Source organism: Streptomyces sp. WZ-12, assembly GCF_028898845.1.
In the GTDB taxonomy this organism is placed as follows: Bacteria; Actinomycetota; Actinomycetes; order Streptomycetales; family Streptomycetaceae; genus Streptomyces.
Genome location: NZ_CP118574.1, coordinates 2807875 through 2823766, shown reverse-complemented (window position 1 = coordinate 2823766; position 15892 = coordinate 2807875). Strand labels below are relative to the sequence as shown.

Sequence of the window (15892 nt, the reverse complement as noted above, 5' to 3'; positions counted from 1 at the left end):
CGCCGGGCCCGGGGATGCCGGTCACGTGTCTTTCGCCCCAATCGTGCGTCGGGACGGTATGCGATGCTGCCGAACTGTTATGGCCTGGTTGAGCCATGGTGAAACACTGGGCAAGCATGAAGAGAGAGCCCGGAGAGAACGGTCGACCCTGCGGGAGGGACACGGTGGAGTCTGGCGTAGCGGCGCGGGGCCCTGGTACGCGCGCGAAAGGCGGACGATCCCGGAGTAATGGGACGACTGAGGTCGATACGGCCGCGCTGAACCGGCTGCTCGCCGCGCTCGTCGCGATGCGGGACGGGAACTTCCGCAAGCGGCTGACGGTTTCCGGCGAGGGCGTGATGTCGGAGATCGCGGCGGTCTTCAACGAGGTCGCCGACCGCAATCTCCATCTCACCGGCGAGCTGGCGCGGGTGCGCCGGGTCGTCGGGCGTGAGGGCAAGCTCACAGAACGGCTGGAGGCGGGCGCGGCCGAGGGCTCCTGGGCGGCGGCCATCGAGGCGTCCAACGCGCTCGTCGACGACCTGGTGCGGCCGGTCTCCGAGGTGGGCCGGGTGCTCTCCGCGGTCTCCGAGGGCGACCTGGAGCAGCGGATGGACCTGCGCTCGCGGAGTTCGGACAGCTCTTCGGAGCATCCCCTGCGCGGGGAGTTCCTGAAGGTGGGGCGGACCGTCAACGGTCTGGTGGACCAACTCTCCGCCTTCACCGACGAGGTCACGCGGGTGGCCAGCGAGGTCGGGGCCGAGGGCAAGCTGGGCGGCCAGGCGCGGGTGCGCGGAATGTCGGGTTCGTGGAAGGACCTTACGGATTCCGTCAATACGATGGCGTCCCGGCTGACCGCGCAGGTACGTGACATCGCGCTGGTCACCACCGCCGTCGCCAAGGGCGATCTGTCGCGGAAGGTGACCGTCCATGTCGCCGGCGAGATGTTGGAGCTGAAGAACACCGTCAACACGATGGTGGACCAGCTCTCCTCGTTCGCGTCCGAGGTGACGCGGGTTGCCCGTGAGGTGGGCACCGAGGGCGAACTGGGCGGTCAGGCCCAGGTTCCCGGTGTCGCCGGGGTGTGGAAGGACCTGACCGATTCCGTCAATCTCATGGCGGGCAATCTGACCGCGCAGGTGCGCGGTATCGCCCAGGTCACCACCGCGGTCGCCAATGGCGACCTGTCGCAGAAGGTCACGGTCAGCGCCCGCGGCGAGGTCGCGCAGCTCGCCGAGACCATCAACACCATGACCGAGACGCTGCGCACCTTCGCCGACGAGGTGACGCGGGTCGCGAACGAGGTCGGGGCCGAGGGCCAGCTCGGCGGTCAGGCGCAGGTGCCGGGCGCCGCCGGCACTTGGAAGGACCTCACCGATTCGGTCAACAATGCCTTCCGGAACTTGACCGGACAGGTACGGGACATCGCGCAGGTGACCACCGCGGTGGCCAATGGTGACCTCTCGCAGAAGGTCACCGTCGATGTCGCGGGCGAGATGCTGGAGTTGAAGAACACCGTCAACACGATGGTGGATCAGCTCTCCGCGTTCGGTTCCGAAGTGACCCGGGTGGCTCGGGAGATCGGCGTCGAGGGTGAACTGGGCGGCCAGGCCGCGGTGCCGGGCGCGGCCGGTACGTGGAAGGACCTCACGGACTCCGTCAACACCGCTTTCCGGAACTTGACCGGGCAGGTGCGCAACATCGCCCAGGTGACCACTGCGGTGGCCAATGGCGACCTGTCGCAGAAGGTCACGGTCGATGTCTCCGGCGAGATGCTCAAGCTGAAGAACACCGTGAACACCATGGTGGACCAGCTCTCGTCGTTCGCGGATCAGGTCACCCGCATGGCCAGGGACGTGGGCACCGAGGGCCGGCTGGGCGGCCAGGCGCGGGTGGACGGCGTCAGCGGCACCTGGAAGGAGTTGACCGACTCCGTCAACTTCATGGCCGGGAACCTCACTTCACAGGTGCGGCAGATCGCCCAGGTGACGACCGCGGTGGCGCGCGGCGACCTCTCCCAGAAGATCGATGTCGATGCGCGCGGCGAGATCCTGGAGCTCAAGAGCACCATCAACACGATGGTCGACCAACTCTCCGCCTTCGCCGAGCAGGTGACCCGGGTCGCCCGCGAGGTCGGCACCGAGGGGCGGCTGGGCGGCCAGGCGCAGGTGCCGGGCGTCGCCGGCGTCTGGCGCGATCTGACCGACTCGGTGAACGGCATGGCCGGCAACCTCACCGCCCAGGTGCGCAACATCGCGCAGGTCGCCACGGCCGTGGCGCGCGGTGACCTCTCCCAGAAGATCGACGTGGACGCCCGCGGCGAGATCCTGGAGCTGAAGAACACCCTCAACACCATGGTGGACCAGCTCTCTTCGTTCGCGGAGGAGGTCACCAGGGTCGCCCGTGAGGTCGGCACCGAGGGCATCCTCGGCGGCCAGGCCGAGGTCCAGGGTGTCAGCGGTACCTGGAAGGACCTCACCCAGTCCGTCAACTTCATGGCGAACAACCTGACTTCGCAGGTGCGCAACATCGGCGAGGTGACCACCGCGGTGGCCCGCGGCGACCTGTCGAAGAAGATCACCGTCGACGCCAAGGGCGAGATCCTCGAACTCGTCACGACCGTGAACACCATGGTCGACCAGCTCTCGCTGTTCGCGGAGCAGGTGACGCGGGTGGCCCGCGAGGTCGGTACGGAGGGTCAACTCGGCGGTCAGGCACGGGTTCCGGGCGTGACCGGCATCTGGAAGGACCTCAGCGACAACGTCAACCTGATGGCCAACAACCTGACCATCCAGGTGCGGAACATCTCACAGGTCTCGGCGGCGGTCGCCAACGGCGATCTGACGAAGAAGGTCACGGTCGAGGCGCGCGGCGAGGTCGCGCAGCTCGCCGACACCGTCAACACCATGGTGACCACGCTGTCGTCGTTCGCCGACGAAGTGACCCGGGTGGCCCGTGAGGTGGGCACCGACGGCATCCTGGGCGGCCAGGCCCGCGTCCCCGGCGTCGCCGGCACGTGGAAGGACCTCACCGAGTCGGTGAACTCCATGGCCAACAACCTGACGGGCCAGGTCCGCAACATCGCCATGGTCACCACCGCCATTGCCAAGGGCGATCTGACCAAGAAGATCGACATCGATGCGCGGGGCGAGATCCTGGCGCTGAAGACCACCATCAACACGATGGTCGACCAGCTTTCCTCGTTCGCCGAGCAGGTCACCAGGGTGGCCCGCGAGGTGGGTACGGAGGGTCAGTTGGGCGGTCAGGCCCAGGTGCGCGGCGTGGCCGGCACCTGGAAGGACCTGACGGAGTCGGTGAACGAGATGGCCGGGAACCTCACCCGGCAGGTGCGCGCCATCGCCGCGGTCGCCGCGGCGGTGACCCTCGGCGACCACAACGTCCGCATCGACGTGGACGCGGCCGGCGAGATCCTGGAGCTCCAGGACAACATCAACACCATGATCTCCACGCTCCGGGAGACCACGCTCGCCAACGAGGAACAGGACTGGCTGAAGGGCAACCTGGCCCGGATCTCCGGTCTGATGCAGGGCCGCCGCGACCTCAAGGACGTCGCCACCCTCATCATGAGCGAGCTGTCGCCCGCGGTCTCCGCGCAGCACGGCGCGTTCTTCCTCGCCGCGCGCCCCGACGTCCAGGAGGTCGGCTCCAACGGTGACGGCGGGTACGAGCTGCGGCTGACCGGCTCGTACGGCTATGCCATGGGCGGGATGCCGACGACGTTCAGGCCGGGGGAGACGCTGATCGGGACGGCGGCCGAGGAGGGCCGCACGATCCTGGTGGAGAACGTGCCCTCCGGGTACCTCAAGATCGCGTCCGGGCTGGGTGAGGCGCCGCCGGCCAACGTCATCGTGCTGCCGGTCCTCTTCGAGGACAAGGTGCTCGGGGTGATCGAGCTGGCGTCCTTCCAGCCGTTCACCCAGATCCAGAAGGACTTCCTCAGCCAGATCGCCGAGATGATCGCGACCAGCGTCAACACCATCTCGGTGAACACCAAGACGGAGGTGCTGCTGGCGCAGTCACAGGAGTTGACCGAGCAACTGCGCGAGCGCTCCGCGGAGTTGGAGAGCCGGCAGAAGGCGCTGGAGCTGTCCAACTCCGAGCTGGAGGAGAAGGCCGAGCAACTGCGGCAGCAGAACCGCGACATCGAGGTGAAGAACACCGAGATCGAGGAGGCGCGGCAGGTCCTGGAGGAGCGCGCCGAGCAGCTCGCGGTCTCCATGCGCTACAAGTCGGAGTTCCTGGCGAACATGTCGCACGAGCTGCGGACGCCGCTGAACTCCCTACTGATTCTCGCCAAGTTGTTGGCCGACAACGCGGAGGGGAACCTCTCGCCGAAGCAGGTGGAGTTCTCCGAGACCATCCACGGCGCCGGTTCGGACCTGCTCCAACTGATCAACGACATCCTCGACCTGTCGAAGGTCGAGGCGGGCAAGATGGACGTCTCGCCGACCCGGATCGCGCTGGTCCAGCTCGTCGACTACGTCGAGGCGACGTTCCGACCGCTGACGGCCGAGAAGGGGCTGGACTTCTCCGTCCGGGTCTCCCCGGAGCTGCCCGCCACGCTGCACACCGACGAGCAGCGGCTCCTCCAGGTGCTGCGCAACCTACTGTCCAACGCGGTGAAGTTCACCGACAGCGGCGCCGTCGAGCTGGTGATCCGGCCGGCCGGGGCGGACGTTCCGCTGGCCATCCGCGAGCAGTTGCTGGAGCACGGTTCGCTGCGCGACCCGGACGCCGCGATGATCGCCTTCTCGGTGACCGACACCGGCATCGGCATCGCGCCGAGCAAGATGCGGGTCATCTTCGAGGCGTTCAAGCAGGCGGACGGCACCACCAGCCGCAAGTACGGGGGCACCGGCCTGGGCCTGTCCATCAGCCGGGAGATCGCCCGCCTGTTGGGCGGCGAGATCCACGTCCAGAGCGAGCCCAACCGCGGCTCCACGTTCACCCTGTACCTGCCGCACAACCCGGGCGGGCTGCCGCCGCAGGGCTACCCCCAACTCGTCGCCGGCGGGCTGGCGATGGACGCCGAGGCGCGGGAGACCGAGGACGGCCGTCAGGAGCGCGAGGAGCCGTCGCACGAGCCGGAGGACGGGAGCCTCAACCGGCGCCGCCGCAGGGCGGTTTCCGGCGGTGCGCGACGGATGGCGCTGCCCGGCCAGCCCACCGCGGGTGCGCCGCAGCCGCCCGCGTCGGCGGCCGGGCCGGTCGGCCAACAGCCGGAGGAGTCCTGGCTCGGCAACGGGCAGGATCTGGTCGACCCGGGCTTCGAGGGCGGCTTCCACGGCGAGAAGGTGCTGATCGTCGACGACGACATCCGCAACGTCTTCGCGCTCACCAGCGTCCTTGAGCAGCACGGGCTGTCGGTGCTGTACGCGGAGAACGGCCGTGAGGGCATTGAGGTGTTGGAGCAGCACGACGACATCGTGCTGGTCCTGATGGACATCATGATGCCGGAGATGGACGGTTACGCGACCACCGCGGCGATCCGGCGGATGCCGCAGTTCGCCGGGCTGCCCATCATCGCGCTGACCGCGAAGGCGATGAAGGGCGACCGGGAGAAGAGCATCGACTCCGGGGCGTCGGACTACGTGACCAAGCCGGTGGACACCGATCATCTCCTGTCGGTCATGGAGCACTGGATGCACCAGAGGTGACGGGGCGTCCCTCGGGCGTCCACTATGGATGCCGAAAGAGGATCATCGCGTGCTGACTGAGTGTGGCCGTGGGCGTGTGGAAGCGCGGGATTCGGGGAACCTTCTCGTCTCTCGCTGCGTTTCCGCTACGTGCACAGTGACATCGCGGTGACAGGGTGTGGCGACAGGCGGGGTGCAGCTACCATGACCGGCACAAGGACGGGCGGCGTGACGGAGTCGTCCCCTGGGGCGGCGTCCGGTTCCATGCCGGGGCGAGGAGGACGGGCCATGGTGCAGAAGGCCAAGATCCTCCTGGTCGATGACCGGCCGGAGAATCTGCTGGCGCTGGAGGCGATCCTCTCCGCGCTCGATCAGACACTGGTGCGGGCATCGTCCGGGGAGGAAGCGCTCAAAGCACTGCTCACCGACGACTTCGCGGTGATTCTGCTCGACGTGCAGATGCCGGGGATGGACGGCTTCGAGACCGCCGCGCACATCAAGCGGCGGGAGCGCACCCGCGACATCCCGATCATCTTCCTCACGGCGATCAACCACGGCCCGCACCACACCTTCCGCGGCTACGCGGCCGGCGCGGTCGACTACATCTCCAAGCCGTTCGACCCGTGGGTGCTGCGCGCGAAGGTCTCGGTCTTCGTCGACCTGTACATGAAGAACTGCCAACTGCGCGAGCAGGCCGCGCTGCTGAGGCTCCAGCTTGAGGGCGGCCGGCAGGGCGTCGGCGAGACCAAGGAGTCGGCCGGGCTGCTGGCCGAGCTCTCCGCGCGGCTGGCCGCCGTCGAGGAGCAGGCCGAGGCGCTCTCCAAACAGCTCGACGAGTCCGCGGACGCCGCGGCGGTGGCCACCGCCGCGCATCTGGAGCGCAAACTCACCGGCCTGCGACGGGCGTTGGACGCCCTGGAGCCCGGCGCCGGGGCACCCACCGGCTGACGGGGCCCGCGCGGGCTTCTGACGGCCCCTCATGAGCCCGGCGCACGACACGAATGGGTGAAGCGCCGTGCGCTCGTGCCGTGCGCGCCGGCGCCTGTAATCTCGTCGGCATGGCTTCACGTACGTCCGGCAAGGGAACGCAGCGCACGGCGGGACCCTCGAAGCCGCGCGTCGGGCAGTCCGGGGGCGCAGCGAAGAAGGCCGCCGCCAAGAAGGTGCCCGCGAAGAAGGCGACCGCGAAGCGGCCGCCGGCCAACAAGGGCGCGGCGGTGAAGAAGGCCCCGGCCAAGAAGGCGCAAGCGCGGAGGGCACCCGCCAAGAAGGCCGCGCCGAGGCCGGCGCCGTCGCCGACCGGCGGCGTCTACCGCCTCGCGCGCGCCTGTTGGCTGGGTGCCGCGCACACCGTCGGCGCGGTGTTCCGCGGTTTCGGGCGCGGTGCCAAGAACCTCCACCCGGCGCACCGCAAGGACGGGTTGGCGCTGCTGCTGCTCGGCCTGGCGCTGGTCGTCGCGGCGGGTACGTGGTCCAACCTCTCCGGCCCGGTCGGCAATCTCGTCGAGCTGTTGGTCACCGGCGCGTTCGGGCGACTGGACCTGGTCGTGCCGATACTGCTCGGCGGGATCGCGGTGCGGCTCATCCGGCACCCGGAGCAGCCGGAGGCCAACGGCCGGATCCTCATCGGGCTCACGGCGCTGGTGGCCGGGGTGCTCGGGCAGGTGGCGATGGCCTGCGGGTCCCCGGGGCGGGGCGACGGGCTCGCCGCCGTGCAGGACGCCGGGGGCTATGTCGGCTGGGCGGTGTCCAAGCCGTTGATCTTCACCGTCGGGCAGACCCTGGCGGTGGCGCTGCTGGTGCTGCTGACCATCTTCGGGCTGCTGGTGGTCACCGCGACTCCGGTGAACGCCATCCCGCAGCGGCTGCGGGCGCTGGGCGTCCGCCTGGGTCTGCTGGAGCCCGAGGAGGACGAGCAGTACTACGAAGAGGCGGCGGAGTACGGCGAGGAGTGGCGCGAGCGGCCGGCCCGCCGGCCGCGGCGCACCGCGCCCGAGGACGACGACCCGGACGCGCTGGAGGAGGCCGCGCTGGCCAAGCGGCGGCGGCCCCGGGCCCAGGACCGGCCGGCCGACCGGCCGATGGACGCGGTGGACGTCGCCGCCGCGGCCGCCGCCGCGCTGGACGGCGCGGTCCTGCACGGCGTCCAGCCCTCGCCGCTGGTCGCCGAACTCAGCGGGGCCATCTCCGGGGACCGCCGGGAGCGCGACGCGGACACCGGGACGGAGAGCGGCTCGGTGCCGCCGGCGCGCGGCGCGGAGGGGCCAGCGGACGCGGCGCCCGCCAAGGCCAAGGAGAAGAAGCCGGCGCTGGACCTCACCAAGTCGCCGGTGCCGGACCTGACCAAGGCCGCGCCGGAGTCCTCCGGTGACCTGCCGTCACGCGCCGAGCAGCTCCAGCTCTCCGGCGACATCACCTACGCGCTGCCGTCGCTGGACCTGCTCACCCGCGGTGGCCCGGGCAAGTCCCGCAGCGCCGCCAACGACGCCATAGTGGACGCGCTGACCAACGTCTTCACCGAGTTCAAGGTCGACGCCTCGGTCACCGGCTTCACCCGCGGCCCGACGGTCACCCGTTACGAGGTCGAGCTCGGCCCCGCGGTGAAGGTCGAGAAGATCACGGCGCTGGCCAAGAACATCGCCTACGCGGTGGCCTCCCCCGACGTGCGGATCATCTCGCCGATCCCCGGCAAGTCCGCGGTCGGCATCGAGATCCCGAACACCGACCGGGAGATGGTCAACGTCGGCGACGTGCTGCGCCTCGCGGACGCCGCCGAGGACGACCACCCGATGCTGGTGGCGCTCGGCAAGGACGTCGAGGGCGGCTACGTGATGGCGAACATGGCGAAGATGCCGCACATCCTCGTCGCCGGTGCGACCGGTTCGGGTAAGTCGTCCTGCATCAACTGCCTGATCACGTCGATCATGGTGCGGGCCACCCCCGAGGAGGTCCGCATGGTGCTCGTCGACCCCAAGCGCGTGGAGCTGACCGCGTACGAGGGCATCCCGCACCTGATCACGCCGATCATCACCAACCCCAAGCGGGCCGCCGAGGCGCTCCAGTGGGTGGTGCGCGAGATGGACCTGCGCTACGACGACCTCGCGGCGTTCGGCTACCGCCACATCGACGACTTCAACGAGGCCGTCCGCACGGGCAAGCTGAAGACCCCCGAGGGCAGCGAGCGGGAGCTGGCGCCGTACCCGTACCTGCTGGTGATCGTGGACGAGCTGGCGGACCTGATGATGGTCGCGCCGCGGGACGTCGAGGACTCCATCGTCCGCATCACGCAGTTGGCCCGCGCGGCCGGCATCCACCTGGTGCTGGCGACCCAGCGGCCCTCGGTCGACGTCGTCACCGGCCTCATCAAGGCCAACGTGCCGTCCCGGTTGGCGTTCGCCACCTCCTCGTTGGCCGACAGCCGGGTCATCCTCGACCAGCCCGGCGCCGAGAAGCTGATCGGCAAGGGTGACGGCCTCTTCATGCCGATGGGCGCCAACAAGCCGATCCGGATGCAGGGCGCGTTCGTCACCGAGGCGGAGGTGGCCGCCGTCGTCCAGCACTGCAAGGACCAGATGGCGCCCGTCTTCCGGAACGACGTCACGGTCGGCACGGCCAAGAAGAAGGAGATCGACGAGGACATCGGCGACGACCTCGACCTGCTGTGCCAGGCGGCCGAGCTGGTGGTCTCGACCCAGTTCGGCTCGACGTCGATGCTCCAGCGGAAGCTGCGGGTCGGGTTCGCCAAGGCGGGGCGGCTGATGGACCTGATGGAGTCGCGGAACATCGTCGGGCCGAGCGAGGGCTCCAAGGCGCGCGACGTGTTGGTGAAGCCGGACGAGTTGGACGGAGTGCTGGCGGTCATCCGCGGGGAGGCTACGCAGTAGCACGCACGTGCGGGGGTCTTCCTCCGCGCGCGGAGGCAACCGTTTCCCTTGCCCGTACGTCAAGTTGAGGGAGGCGGGGTGGTCGGTCCCGGGGCGGCGCCACGGGGCGTTCTGATGGCGTACAAACCCCGCTCTCCCGCTTGCCCGACCCTTTCGCACCACCCCTAGACTGAACTTCCAGCAGGTGGCTACACGCTCGAAAGGCGCCCCCGTGTCCATCGGCAACTCCCCCAACTCCCCTGAAGAGGACCGGCCTTCCGCCGGTCCGGACCGGCCGCCGGTCGGTCGAGCCCTCCAGCAGGCCCGCATCAGCGCGGGACTGACCGTCGAAGAGGTCAGTACGGCGACGCGGGTGCGGATCCCGATCGTGCACGCGATCGAGCAGGACGACTTCTCGCGTTGCGGCGGCGACGTCTATGCGCGCGGACACATCAGAGCGCTCGCCCGTGCCGTCTCCCTCGACCCCCAACCCCTGATCGCCCGCTACGACGCCGACCACGGTGGCCGACCCAGCCCGACCGTCGCCGCCCCGCTCTTCGAGGCCGAGCGGATCCGGCCGGAGCCGCGCCGCCCCAACTGGACCGCGGCGATGGTCGCGGCGATCGTGGCCGTCGTCGGCTTCGCTGGTTTCACGTTCTTCAGCAGCGGCGGCAAGCGCGAGGCCGCCCCGGTCGCCACCGACACCGCCAAGGCCGACAAGCCGGGGCCGGCCGCCAGCACCATCCGGCCCCGGGCGCCCCAGCCCAAGCCGGTCCCCTCCGACGGCGCCATCGCCGGCCTGCCCAAGGACAAGGTCACGATCAAGGTGACCGCGAAGGACGGGCAGAGCTGGATCTCCGCCAAGGACGCCAACGGCAAACTCCTGCAGGACGGGCTGCTCAAGCAGGGGGAGTCGAAGACGTTCACCGACAAGAAGCGGATCGATCTCGTCGTCGGCAACGCCGGGGCCGTACAGCTGTACGTCAACGGCAAGGAGGTCAAGAAGGTCGGCGACGAGGGCTCCGTGGAGCGGCTGAGCTACACGCCGGGAGACCCGCAGGCGGGCTGAGGAGCACCGCCCGACAGGTCTCCACCGCCCGCCCCGAAGTGGCTCGGGACGGGCGGTGGAGACCTGCGCGCCATGGGGGTGTCCGGGACGAAGTAGGCTGAGCCCTATGCCCGAACGCCGTACCGTCGCCCTTGTCACCCTTGGCTGCGCCCGTAACGAGGTGGACTCGGAGGAGCTCGCAGGCCGCCTGGCAGCGGACGGCTGGCAGCTCGTCGAGGACGCCACCGACGCGGATGTGGCCGTCGTCAACACCTGTGGCTTCGTCGAGGCCGCCAAGAAGGACTCCGTCGACGCCCTGCTGGAAGCCAACGATCTGAAGGACCACGGCCGCACCCAGGCCGTGGTCGCCGTCGGCTGCATGGCCGAGCGCTACGGCAAGGAGCTCGCCGACGCGCTGCCCGAGGCGGACGGGGTGCTCGGTTTCGACGACTACTCCAACATCTCCGACCGGCTCCAGACCATCCTCAACGGCGGCATCCACGCCTCGCACACCCCGCGCGACCGCCGCAAGCTGCTGCCGATCAGCCCGGCCGAGCGGCAGGACGCCGCCGGGGTCGCGCTGCCCGGCCACGCGCAGGAGCCGGCGGCCCCGCCCCAGGACCTCCCCGAGGGCGTCGCGCCGGCCTCCGGGCCGCGGGCGCCGCTCCGCCGTCGACTGGGCAACGACCCGGTCGCCTCGGTGAAGCTGGCCTCGGGGTGCGACCGCCGCTGTTCCTTCTGCGCCATCCCGTCGTTCCGCGGTTCGTTCATCTCCCGCCGGCCCTCCGACGTGCTGTCCGAGACGCGCTGGCTGGCCGAGCAGGGTGTCAAGGAGGTCATGCTGGTCTCCGAGAACAACACCTCGTACGGCAAGGACCTGGGCGACATCAGATTGCTGGAGACGCTGCTGCCGGAGCTGGCCGCGGTCGACGGCATCGAGCGGATCCGGGTCAGCTACCTCCAGCCCGCCGAGATGCGGCCGGGCCTGATCGACGTGCTGACGGGCACCGACAAGGTCGCGCCCTACTTCGACCTGTCCTTCCAGCACTCGGCGCCCGGCGTGCTACGCGCGATGCGGCGGTTCGGTGACACCGACCGCTTCCTGGAGCTGCTGGAGACGATCCGCACCAAGGCGCCGCAGGCCGGCGCGCGCTCCAACTTCATCGTCGGCTTCCCCGGCGAGTCCGAGGGCGATCTGGCGGAGCTGGAGCGGTTCCTGAGCGGGGCGCGGCTGGACGCCATCGGCGTCTTCGGCTACTCCGACGAGGACGGCACCGAGGCCGCCGGCTACGAGGACAAGCTGGACCCGGAGGTGGTCGCCGAGCGGCTGGCACGGGTCTCCCGGCTGGCCGAGGAGCTGACCGCGCAGCGCGCTGCGGAGCGGGTCGGGGAGACGGTCCGGGTGCTGGTGGACCGGGTCGACGACGAGGACGACGGGATCGTCGGGCGGGCCGCGCACCAGGCGCCGGAGACCGACGGGGTCACGCTGCTCACGACCGACCACGACCTGCGGCCCGGTCGTATGGTCGAAGCGAAGGTGGTCGCGAGCGAGGGCGTGGACCTCGTTGCGGAGGTGCTGTCGGTGGACGGTACGGGCTGTACCGAGGAGGCGGGCAGATGAGCGGAGCCTCGGCTTCCGCCGCCGGAAGGCCGCGCCCCGCGCCGGCCGTCCGGCAGGCCGGGCTGTGGAACATCGCCAACGTCCTGACGATGCTGCGGCTGCTGCTGGTCCCGGCGTTCGTGCTGCTGATGATGCACGACGGAGGGGCGAGCCCGGCCTGGCGGTCGTTCGCCTGGGCCGCCTTCGCCATCGCCATGATCACCGATGTCTTCGACGGGCATCTGGCGCGCACGTACAACCTGGTCACCGACTTCGGCAAGATCGCCGACCCGATCGCGGACAAGGCGATCATGGGGGCCGCGCTGGTCTGCCTGTCGGTGTTGGGGGACCTGCCCTGGTGGGTCACGGGCGTGATCCTCTTCCGGGAGCTGGGCATCACGCTGATGCGGTTCTGGGTGATCAAGCACGGGGTGATTCCGGCCAGTCGGGGCGGCAAGATCAAGACATTGGCGCAGGGCATCGCGGTCGGGATGTACGTCCTGGTGCTGAGCGGGCCACTGGCCACCTTCCGCTGGTGGGTGATGGCGGTGGCGGTGGTGCTGACGGTGGCGACCGGACTCGACTACGTCCGGCAGGCCGTGGTGCTGCACCGGGCCGGACTGGCCCGAGAGCGGGCCGCACGGGGCGACGGGGGCGACGGCCGGTGACCGCGCCGGGTTCTGCGGCGGCCGGGGCGCTGGCGGCGCTCGCCGAGCGGCGGCAGAGCCTGGCGGTGGCCGAGTCGCTCACCGGCGGGCTGGTCGCGGGCGAGCTGACCGGCGTCCCAGGGGCCTCGCGGGTGGTGCGCGGCGCGATCACGGCGTACGCGACGGACGTCAAGCGGGAACTGCTGGGTGTGGACGGTGCGCTGCTGGCGGACCGCGGGGCGGTGGACGGGGAGGTCGCGCGGCAGATGGCCCGCGGGGTGCGGCGGGTGTTCGGCGCCGACTGGGGCATCGCCACCACGGGCGTCGCCGGGCCCGAGCCGCAGGACGGACAGCCGGTGGGCACCGTCTATGTCGCCGTCCAGGGACCGGACGGCGAGGAACAGGTACGACGGCTGGCGCTGACGGGGGATCGTGACCGGATCCGTCGGGACAGCGTCCAGGCCGTGCTCGCGCTGCTGCTGCGCGAACTCACGGAAAATGTGCGGGCACAGGATACGGAACAACACGGGGGGAATGGATGTTTGCAGCCCTGAGTGAACACGTACTCGCTCCCGGCACGGCTGCGGCCCGAGGCGGTACGGTGGGGCGAGAAGGATCCGCATCCGAGGTCCGAGGAGGGAGCCAGCGATGATTCTGCTTCGTCGCCTGCTGGGTGACGTGCTGCGCCGACAGCGTCAGCGCCAAGGCCGCACCCTGCGCGAGGTCTCGTCCTCCGCCCGGGTGTCGCTCGGCTACTTGTCCGAGGTCGAGAGGGGCCAGAAGGAGGCGTCCTCAGAGCTGCTCTCGGCGATCTGCGACGCGCTGGATGTGCGCATGTCCGAACTGATGCGGGAGGTCAGCGACGAGCTGGCACTCGCGGAGCTGGCCGCCTCCGCGGCCGCGACGGACACGGTGCCCGCCCCGGTGCGGCCGAAGCTCAATTCGGTGTCCGTCGCGTCCCTGACCGGGGTGCCGGAGGAGCGCGTGACCATCAAGTCCCCGGCCGACGTCGTGGATGTTGTCGCGGCCTGACACCGCGATCCCCTTGCATGGCCGGAAGCCCCGGCGGGCAGCAGCCCGTCGGGGCTTCCGCCGTGTCCGCGCGAGGTCCGGGTCGGTGCCCGGCCGGACCGTCCGGGCTGCTCGGAGCGGAGTTCCGGCCCGTACCATGGGGCTAAATCGGAATATTCGCCCGAATATCCTGGAATGCGCCTGAAGGGGAGTATCTGGATGTCTGTGGTCACGAGCACGCTGTCCGATCAAGCCCGTTCCGTCGTCGGCAACGCCCTCCAGGGCGCGCTGGTCGACCTGGTGGATCTCTCCCTGGTCGCCAAGCAGGTGCACTGGAACGTCGTCGGTCCGCGCTTCCGTTCCGTTCACCTCCAACTCGACGAGGTCGTCGCCGTCGCCCGGCAGCACGCCGACACGGTGGCCGAGCGGGCCTCGGCGATCGGGGTCACGCCGGACGGCCGTTCCGCGACGGTCGCCAAGACCAGCGGCATCAGCGAGGCCCCGGACGGTTGGGTCAAGGACGGGGACGTCGTGCGGACCATGGTGGACGCGCTCGGTGCGGTCATCGCGCGGATGCGGGAGCGGATCGCCGTCACCGACGAGCCCGACCCGGTCACCCAGGACATCCTCATCGGCCTGACCGCCGACTTGGAGAAGCACCACTGGATGTTCCAGGCCGAGGCCCACTGAGCGCGGTCGGCTGCCCGTGGCCCGTTGGTCAACGCCCGCTGAGTGCGGCCCGTTGGCCGTGAGTCGTGGGTGGTCGTCGACCGTGTCCGTCGCTCGGAGTTCTGCGGGGCGCATCTTGCGCGCCGGGCGTGCGCCGGTGCGCCCCTGCTGCCGGGCGGCGGGCCCGGTCTAGCGTCGGCCCGAGGAGGCAGGCATGGCGAGGCGGGCGAGGTCCGTGCCGGTGCGATGGATATCCGCGGCGCTCGTCGGGGGGCTGTGGTGGTGGGCGGTGTGCCGGCTGGCGCTGTGGCCGGGGTCGGCGGGGCCGGTGGAGGGGGCGGTCGCGGCGGGTGGTTGGGGGCTCAGCCTGCTGCCGGTGCACTGCGTCCCGTGGACCGGGCGGCGCGAGGCGGGGGGTCATACGGGGTGGGGCGGTCCGGTGGCGGCCGTCGAGGCGCGGATCTCCGGGGTGTGGCGGGTCTGTCGGGGCAGTAGGGCGGGGCGGCTGGCCGAGGCGTGGTGGCAGCGTGTGGGCGGGGGCGACGGGGGGCGGGGGGGTGAGGTCGTTCGGTGGGGTTGGTGTGGCTGGTGGGGCGTCAACGTGTGGGTGGGGATGGGGTGGTGAGGGATGACGGTTGGCAGGTGGGGCACCAGTAGGTGACGCGTTCGTCGGCCGTCGGGCCCTGGTCGGCGGCGCGGATCGGGGTGCCGCAGCGCAGGCAGGGGCGGCCGGCGCGGCCGTAGACCCACAGGCGTCGGTCGCTGCGCGCGCTGGGGGTGGTGACCCGGGCCGGGCGGTGCTTGTTGGCTTCCAGGAGCTTCTTGGCGAGAGCCGGGGCGCGTTCGGGGGTGGTGAGCCGGCCGACCGGGAGCCAGGGGGAGGCGCCGAGCAGGAAGCACAGTTCGGACTTGTAGACATTGCCGATGCCGGCGAGGTTCCGCTGGTCGAGCAGGGCCTCGCCGAGCGGGCGGTCGGGGGCGGCGAGCAGACGGCGCAGCGCCTCGGCCGGGTCCCAGTCCGGGCCGAGCAGGTCGGGGCCGAGATGGCCGACGACCCGGAACTCGTCGTCGGTGCGCAGGAGTTCAAGGACGGGGAGGCGGTAGCCGACGGCGGTGTGTTCGGCGGTGCCGAGGACCGCACGGATCTGGTGGGCGGGGCCGCCCCGCCAGCGTTCGGTCGGGGTGTAGATCTTCCAGGCGCCGTCCATCCGCAGATGGGAGTGGAGGGTGAGGTCGCCCTCGAAGCGAGTGAGCAGGTGTTTGCCGCGGGGCACCACGGCCAGCACCGCGCGGCCGGTGAGGTCCACCGTTGCCAGGCGGGGGACGCGCAGGTCGCAGCGGGTCAGTGGGCTGCCGGCCAGCGCCTGGTGGAGACGGTGCGCCAGCCGGAAGACGGTGTCGCCTTCGGGCATGGGGCC

General features: G+C 70.5%; 9 protein-coding genes and 1 pseudogene. 9 read left to right on the top strand and 1 reads right to left on the bottom strand.

The genetic code is table 11. The annotated features are described in order from the left end of the window. The first annotated feature begins 164 nt into the window (after positions 1 to 164). The 9 genes from PV796_RS11730 to PV796_RS11690 all read left to right on the top strand — a co-directional run bounded on the left by PV796_RS11730 (position 165) and on the right by PV796_RS11690 (position 14495). On the top strand, positions 165 to 5657 hold the full coding sequence (locus PV796_RS11730) for a HAMP domain-containing protein (protein WP_274912893.1): 5493 nt from the start codon (positions 165 to 167) through the stop codon (positions 5655 to 5657). A gap of 267 nt (positions 5658 to 5924) precedes the next feature. Continuing rightward, entirely contained in the window at positions 5925 to 6584 is a 660-nt protein-coding gene (locus PV796_RS11725) for a response regulator (RefSeq protein ID WP_274912892.1), read from the top strand. Positions 6585 to 6694: 110 nt separating this feature from the next. Then, entirely contained in the window at positions 6695 to 9520 is a 2826-nt protein-coding gene (locus tag PV796_RS11720; RefSeq protein WP_274912891.1) for a DNA translocase FtsK, read from the top strand. Positions 9521 to 9731: 211 nt separating this feature from the next. Beyond that, the gene (locus PV796_RS11715) at positions 9732 to 10568 is read left to right on the top strand and encodes a helix-turn-helix domain-containing protein (protein WP_274912890.1); all 837 of its coding nucleotides are present in this window, start codon (positions 9732 to 9734) and stop codon (positions 10566 to 10568) included. A 106-nt stretch (positions 10569 to 10674) separates the two neighbouring features. Then, positions 10675 to 12168, top strand: a complete 1494-nt coding sequence (rimO, locus tag PV796_RS11710) for a 30S ribosomal protein S12 methylthiotransferase RimO (RefSeq protein WP_274912889.1) — start codon at positions 10675 to 10677, stop codon at positions 12166 to 12168. Further along, positions 12165 to 12815 carry a CDP-diacylglycerol--glycerol-3-phosphate 3-phosphatidyltransferase gene (pgsA, locus tag PV796_RS11705; RefSeq protein WP_274912888.1) on the top strand — a complete coding sequence of 217 codons (651 nt, stop codon included), beginning with the start codon at positions 12165 to 12167 and terminating at the stop codon, positions 12813 to 12815. The genes rimO and pgsA overlap by 4 nt, the downstream gene beginning before the upstream one ends. After that, entirely contained in the window at positions 12812 to 13348 is a 537-nt protein-coding gene (locus tag PV796_RS11700) for a CinA family protein (RefSeq protein ID WP_274912887.1), read from the top strand. The genes pgsA and PV796_RS11700 overlap by 4 nt, the downstream gene beginning before the upstream one ends. Before the next feature lie 94 nt (positions 13349 to 13442). Then, a complete protein-coding gene (locus tag PV796_RS11695; protein WP_100603824.1) occupies positions 13443 to 13826 on the top strand; it encodes a helix-turn-helix domain-containing protein in 384 nt (127 codons plus the stop codon). 198 nt (positions 13827 to 14024) lie between these two features. Beyond that, positions 14025 to 14495, top strand: a complete 471-nt coding sequence (locus PV796_RS11690) for a Dps family protein (protein ID WP_274912886.1) — start codon at positions 14025 to 14027, stop codon at positions 14493 to 14495. A gap of 575 nt (positions 14496 to 15070) precedes the next feature. Here PV796_RS11690 and PV796_RS11685 read toward each other — a convergent pair. Then, positions 15071 to 15874: pseudogene (locus PV796_RS11685) on the bottom strand (Fpg/Nei family DNA glycosylase); the annotation flags it as partial. Positions 15875 to 15892: the final 18 nt, after the last annotated feature.

Excerpts from the sequence above, each read along its gene's own strand:
- PV796_RS11695 (WP_100603824.1), top strand. The coding sequence starts at position 13,443 with ATGATTCTGCTTCGTCGCCTGCTGGGTGACGTGCTGCGCCGACAGCGT.
- PV796_RS11725 (WP_274912892.1), top strand. The coding sequence starts at position 5,925 with ATGGTGCAGAAGGCCAAGATCCTCCTGGTCGATGACCGGCCGGAGAAT.
- rimO (WP_274912889.1), top strand. The coding sequence starts at position 10,675 with ATGCCCGAACGCCGTACCGTCGCCCTTGTCACCCTTGGCTGCGCCCGT.
- pgsA (WP_274912888.1), top strand. The coding sequence starts at position 12,165 with ATGAGCGGAGCCTCGGCTTCCGCCGCCGGAAGGCCGCGCCCCGCGCCG.
- PV796_RS11720 (WP_274912891.1), top strand. The coding sequence starts at position 6,695 with ATGGCTTCACGTACGTCCGGCAAGGGAACGCAGCGCACGGCGGGACCC.
- PV796_RS11690 (WP_274912886.1), top strand. The coding sequence starts at position 14,025 with ATGTCTGTGGTCACGAGCACGCTGTCCGATCAAGCCCGTTCCGTCGTC.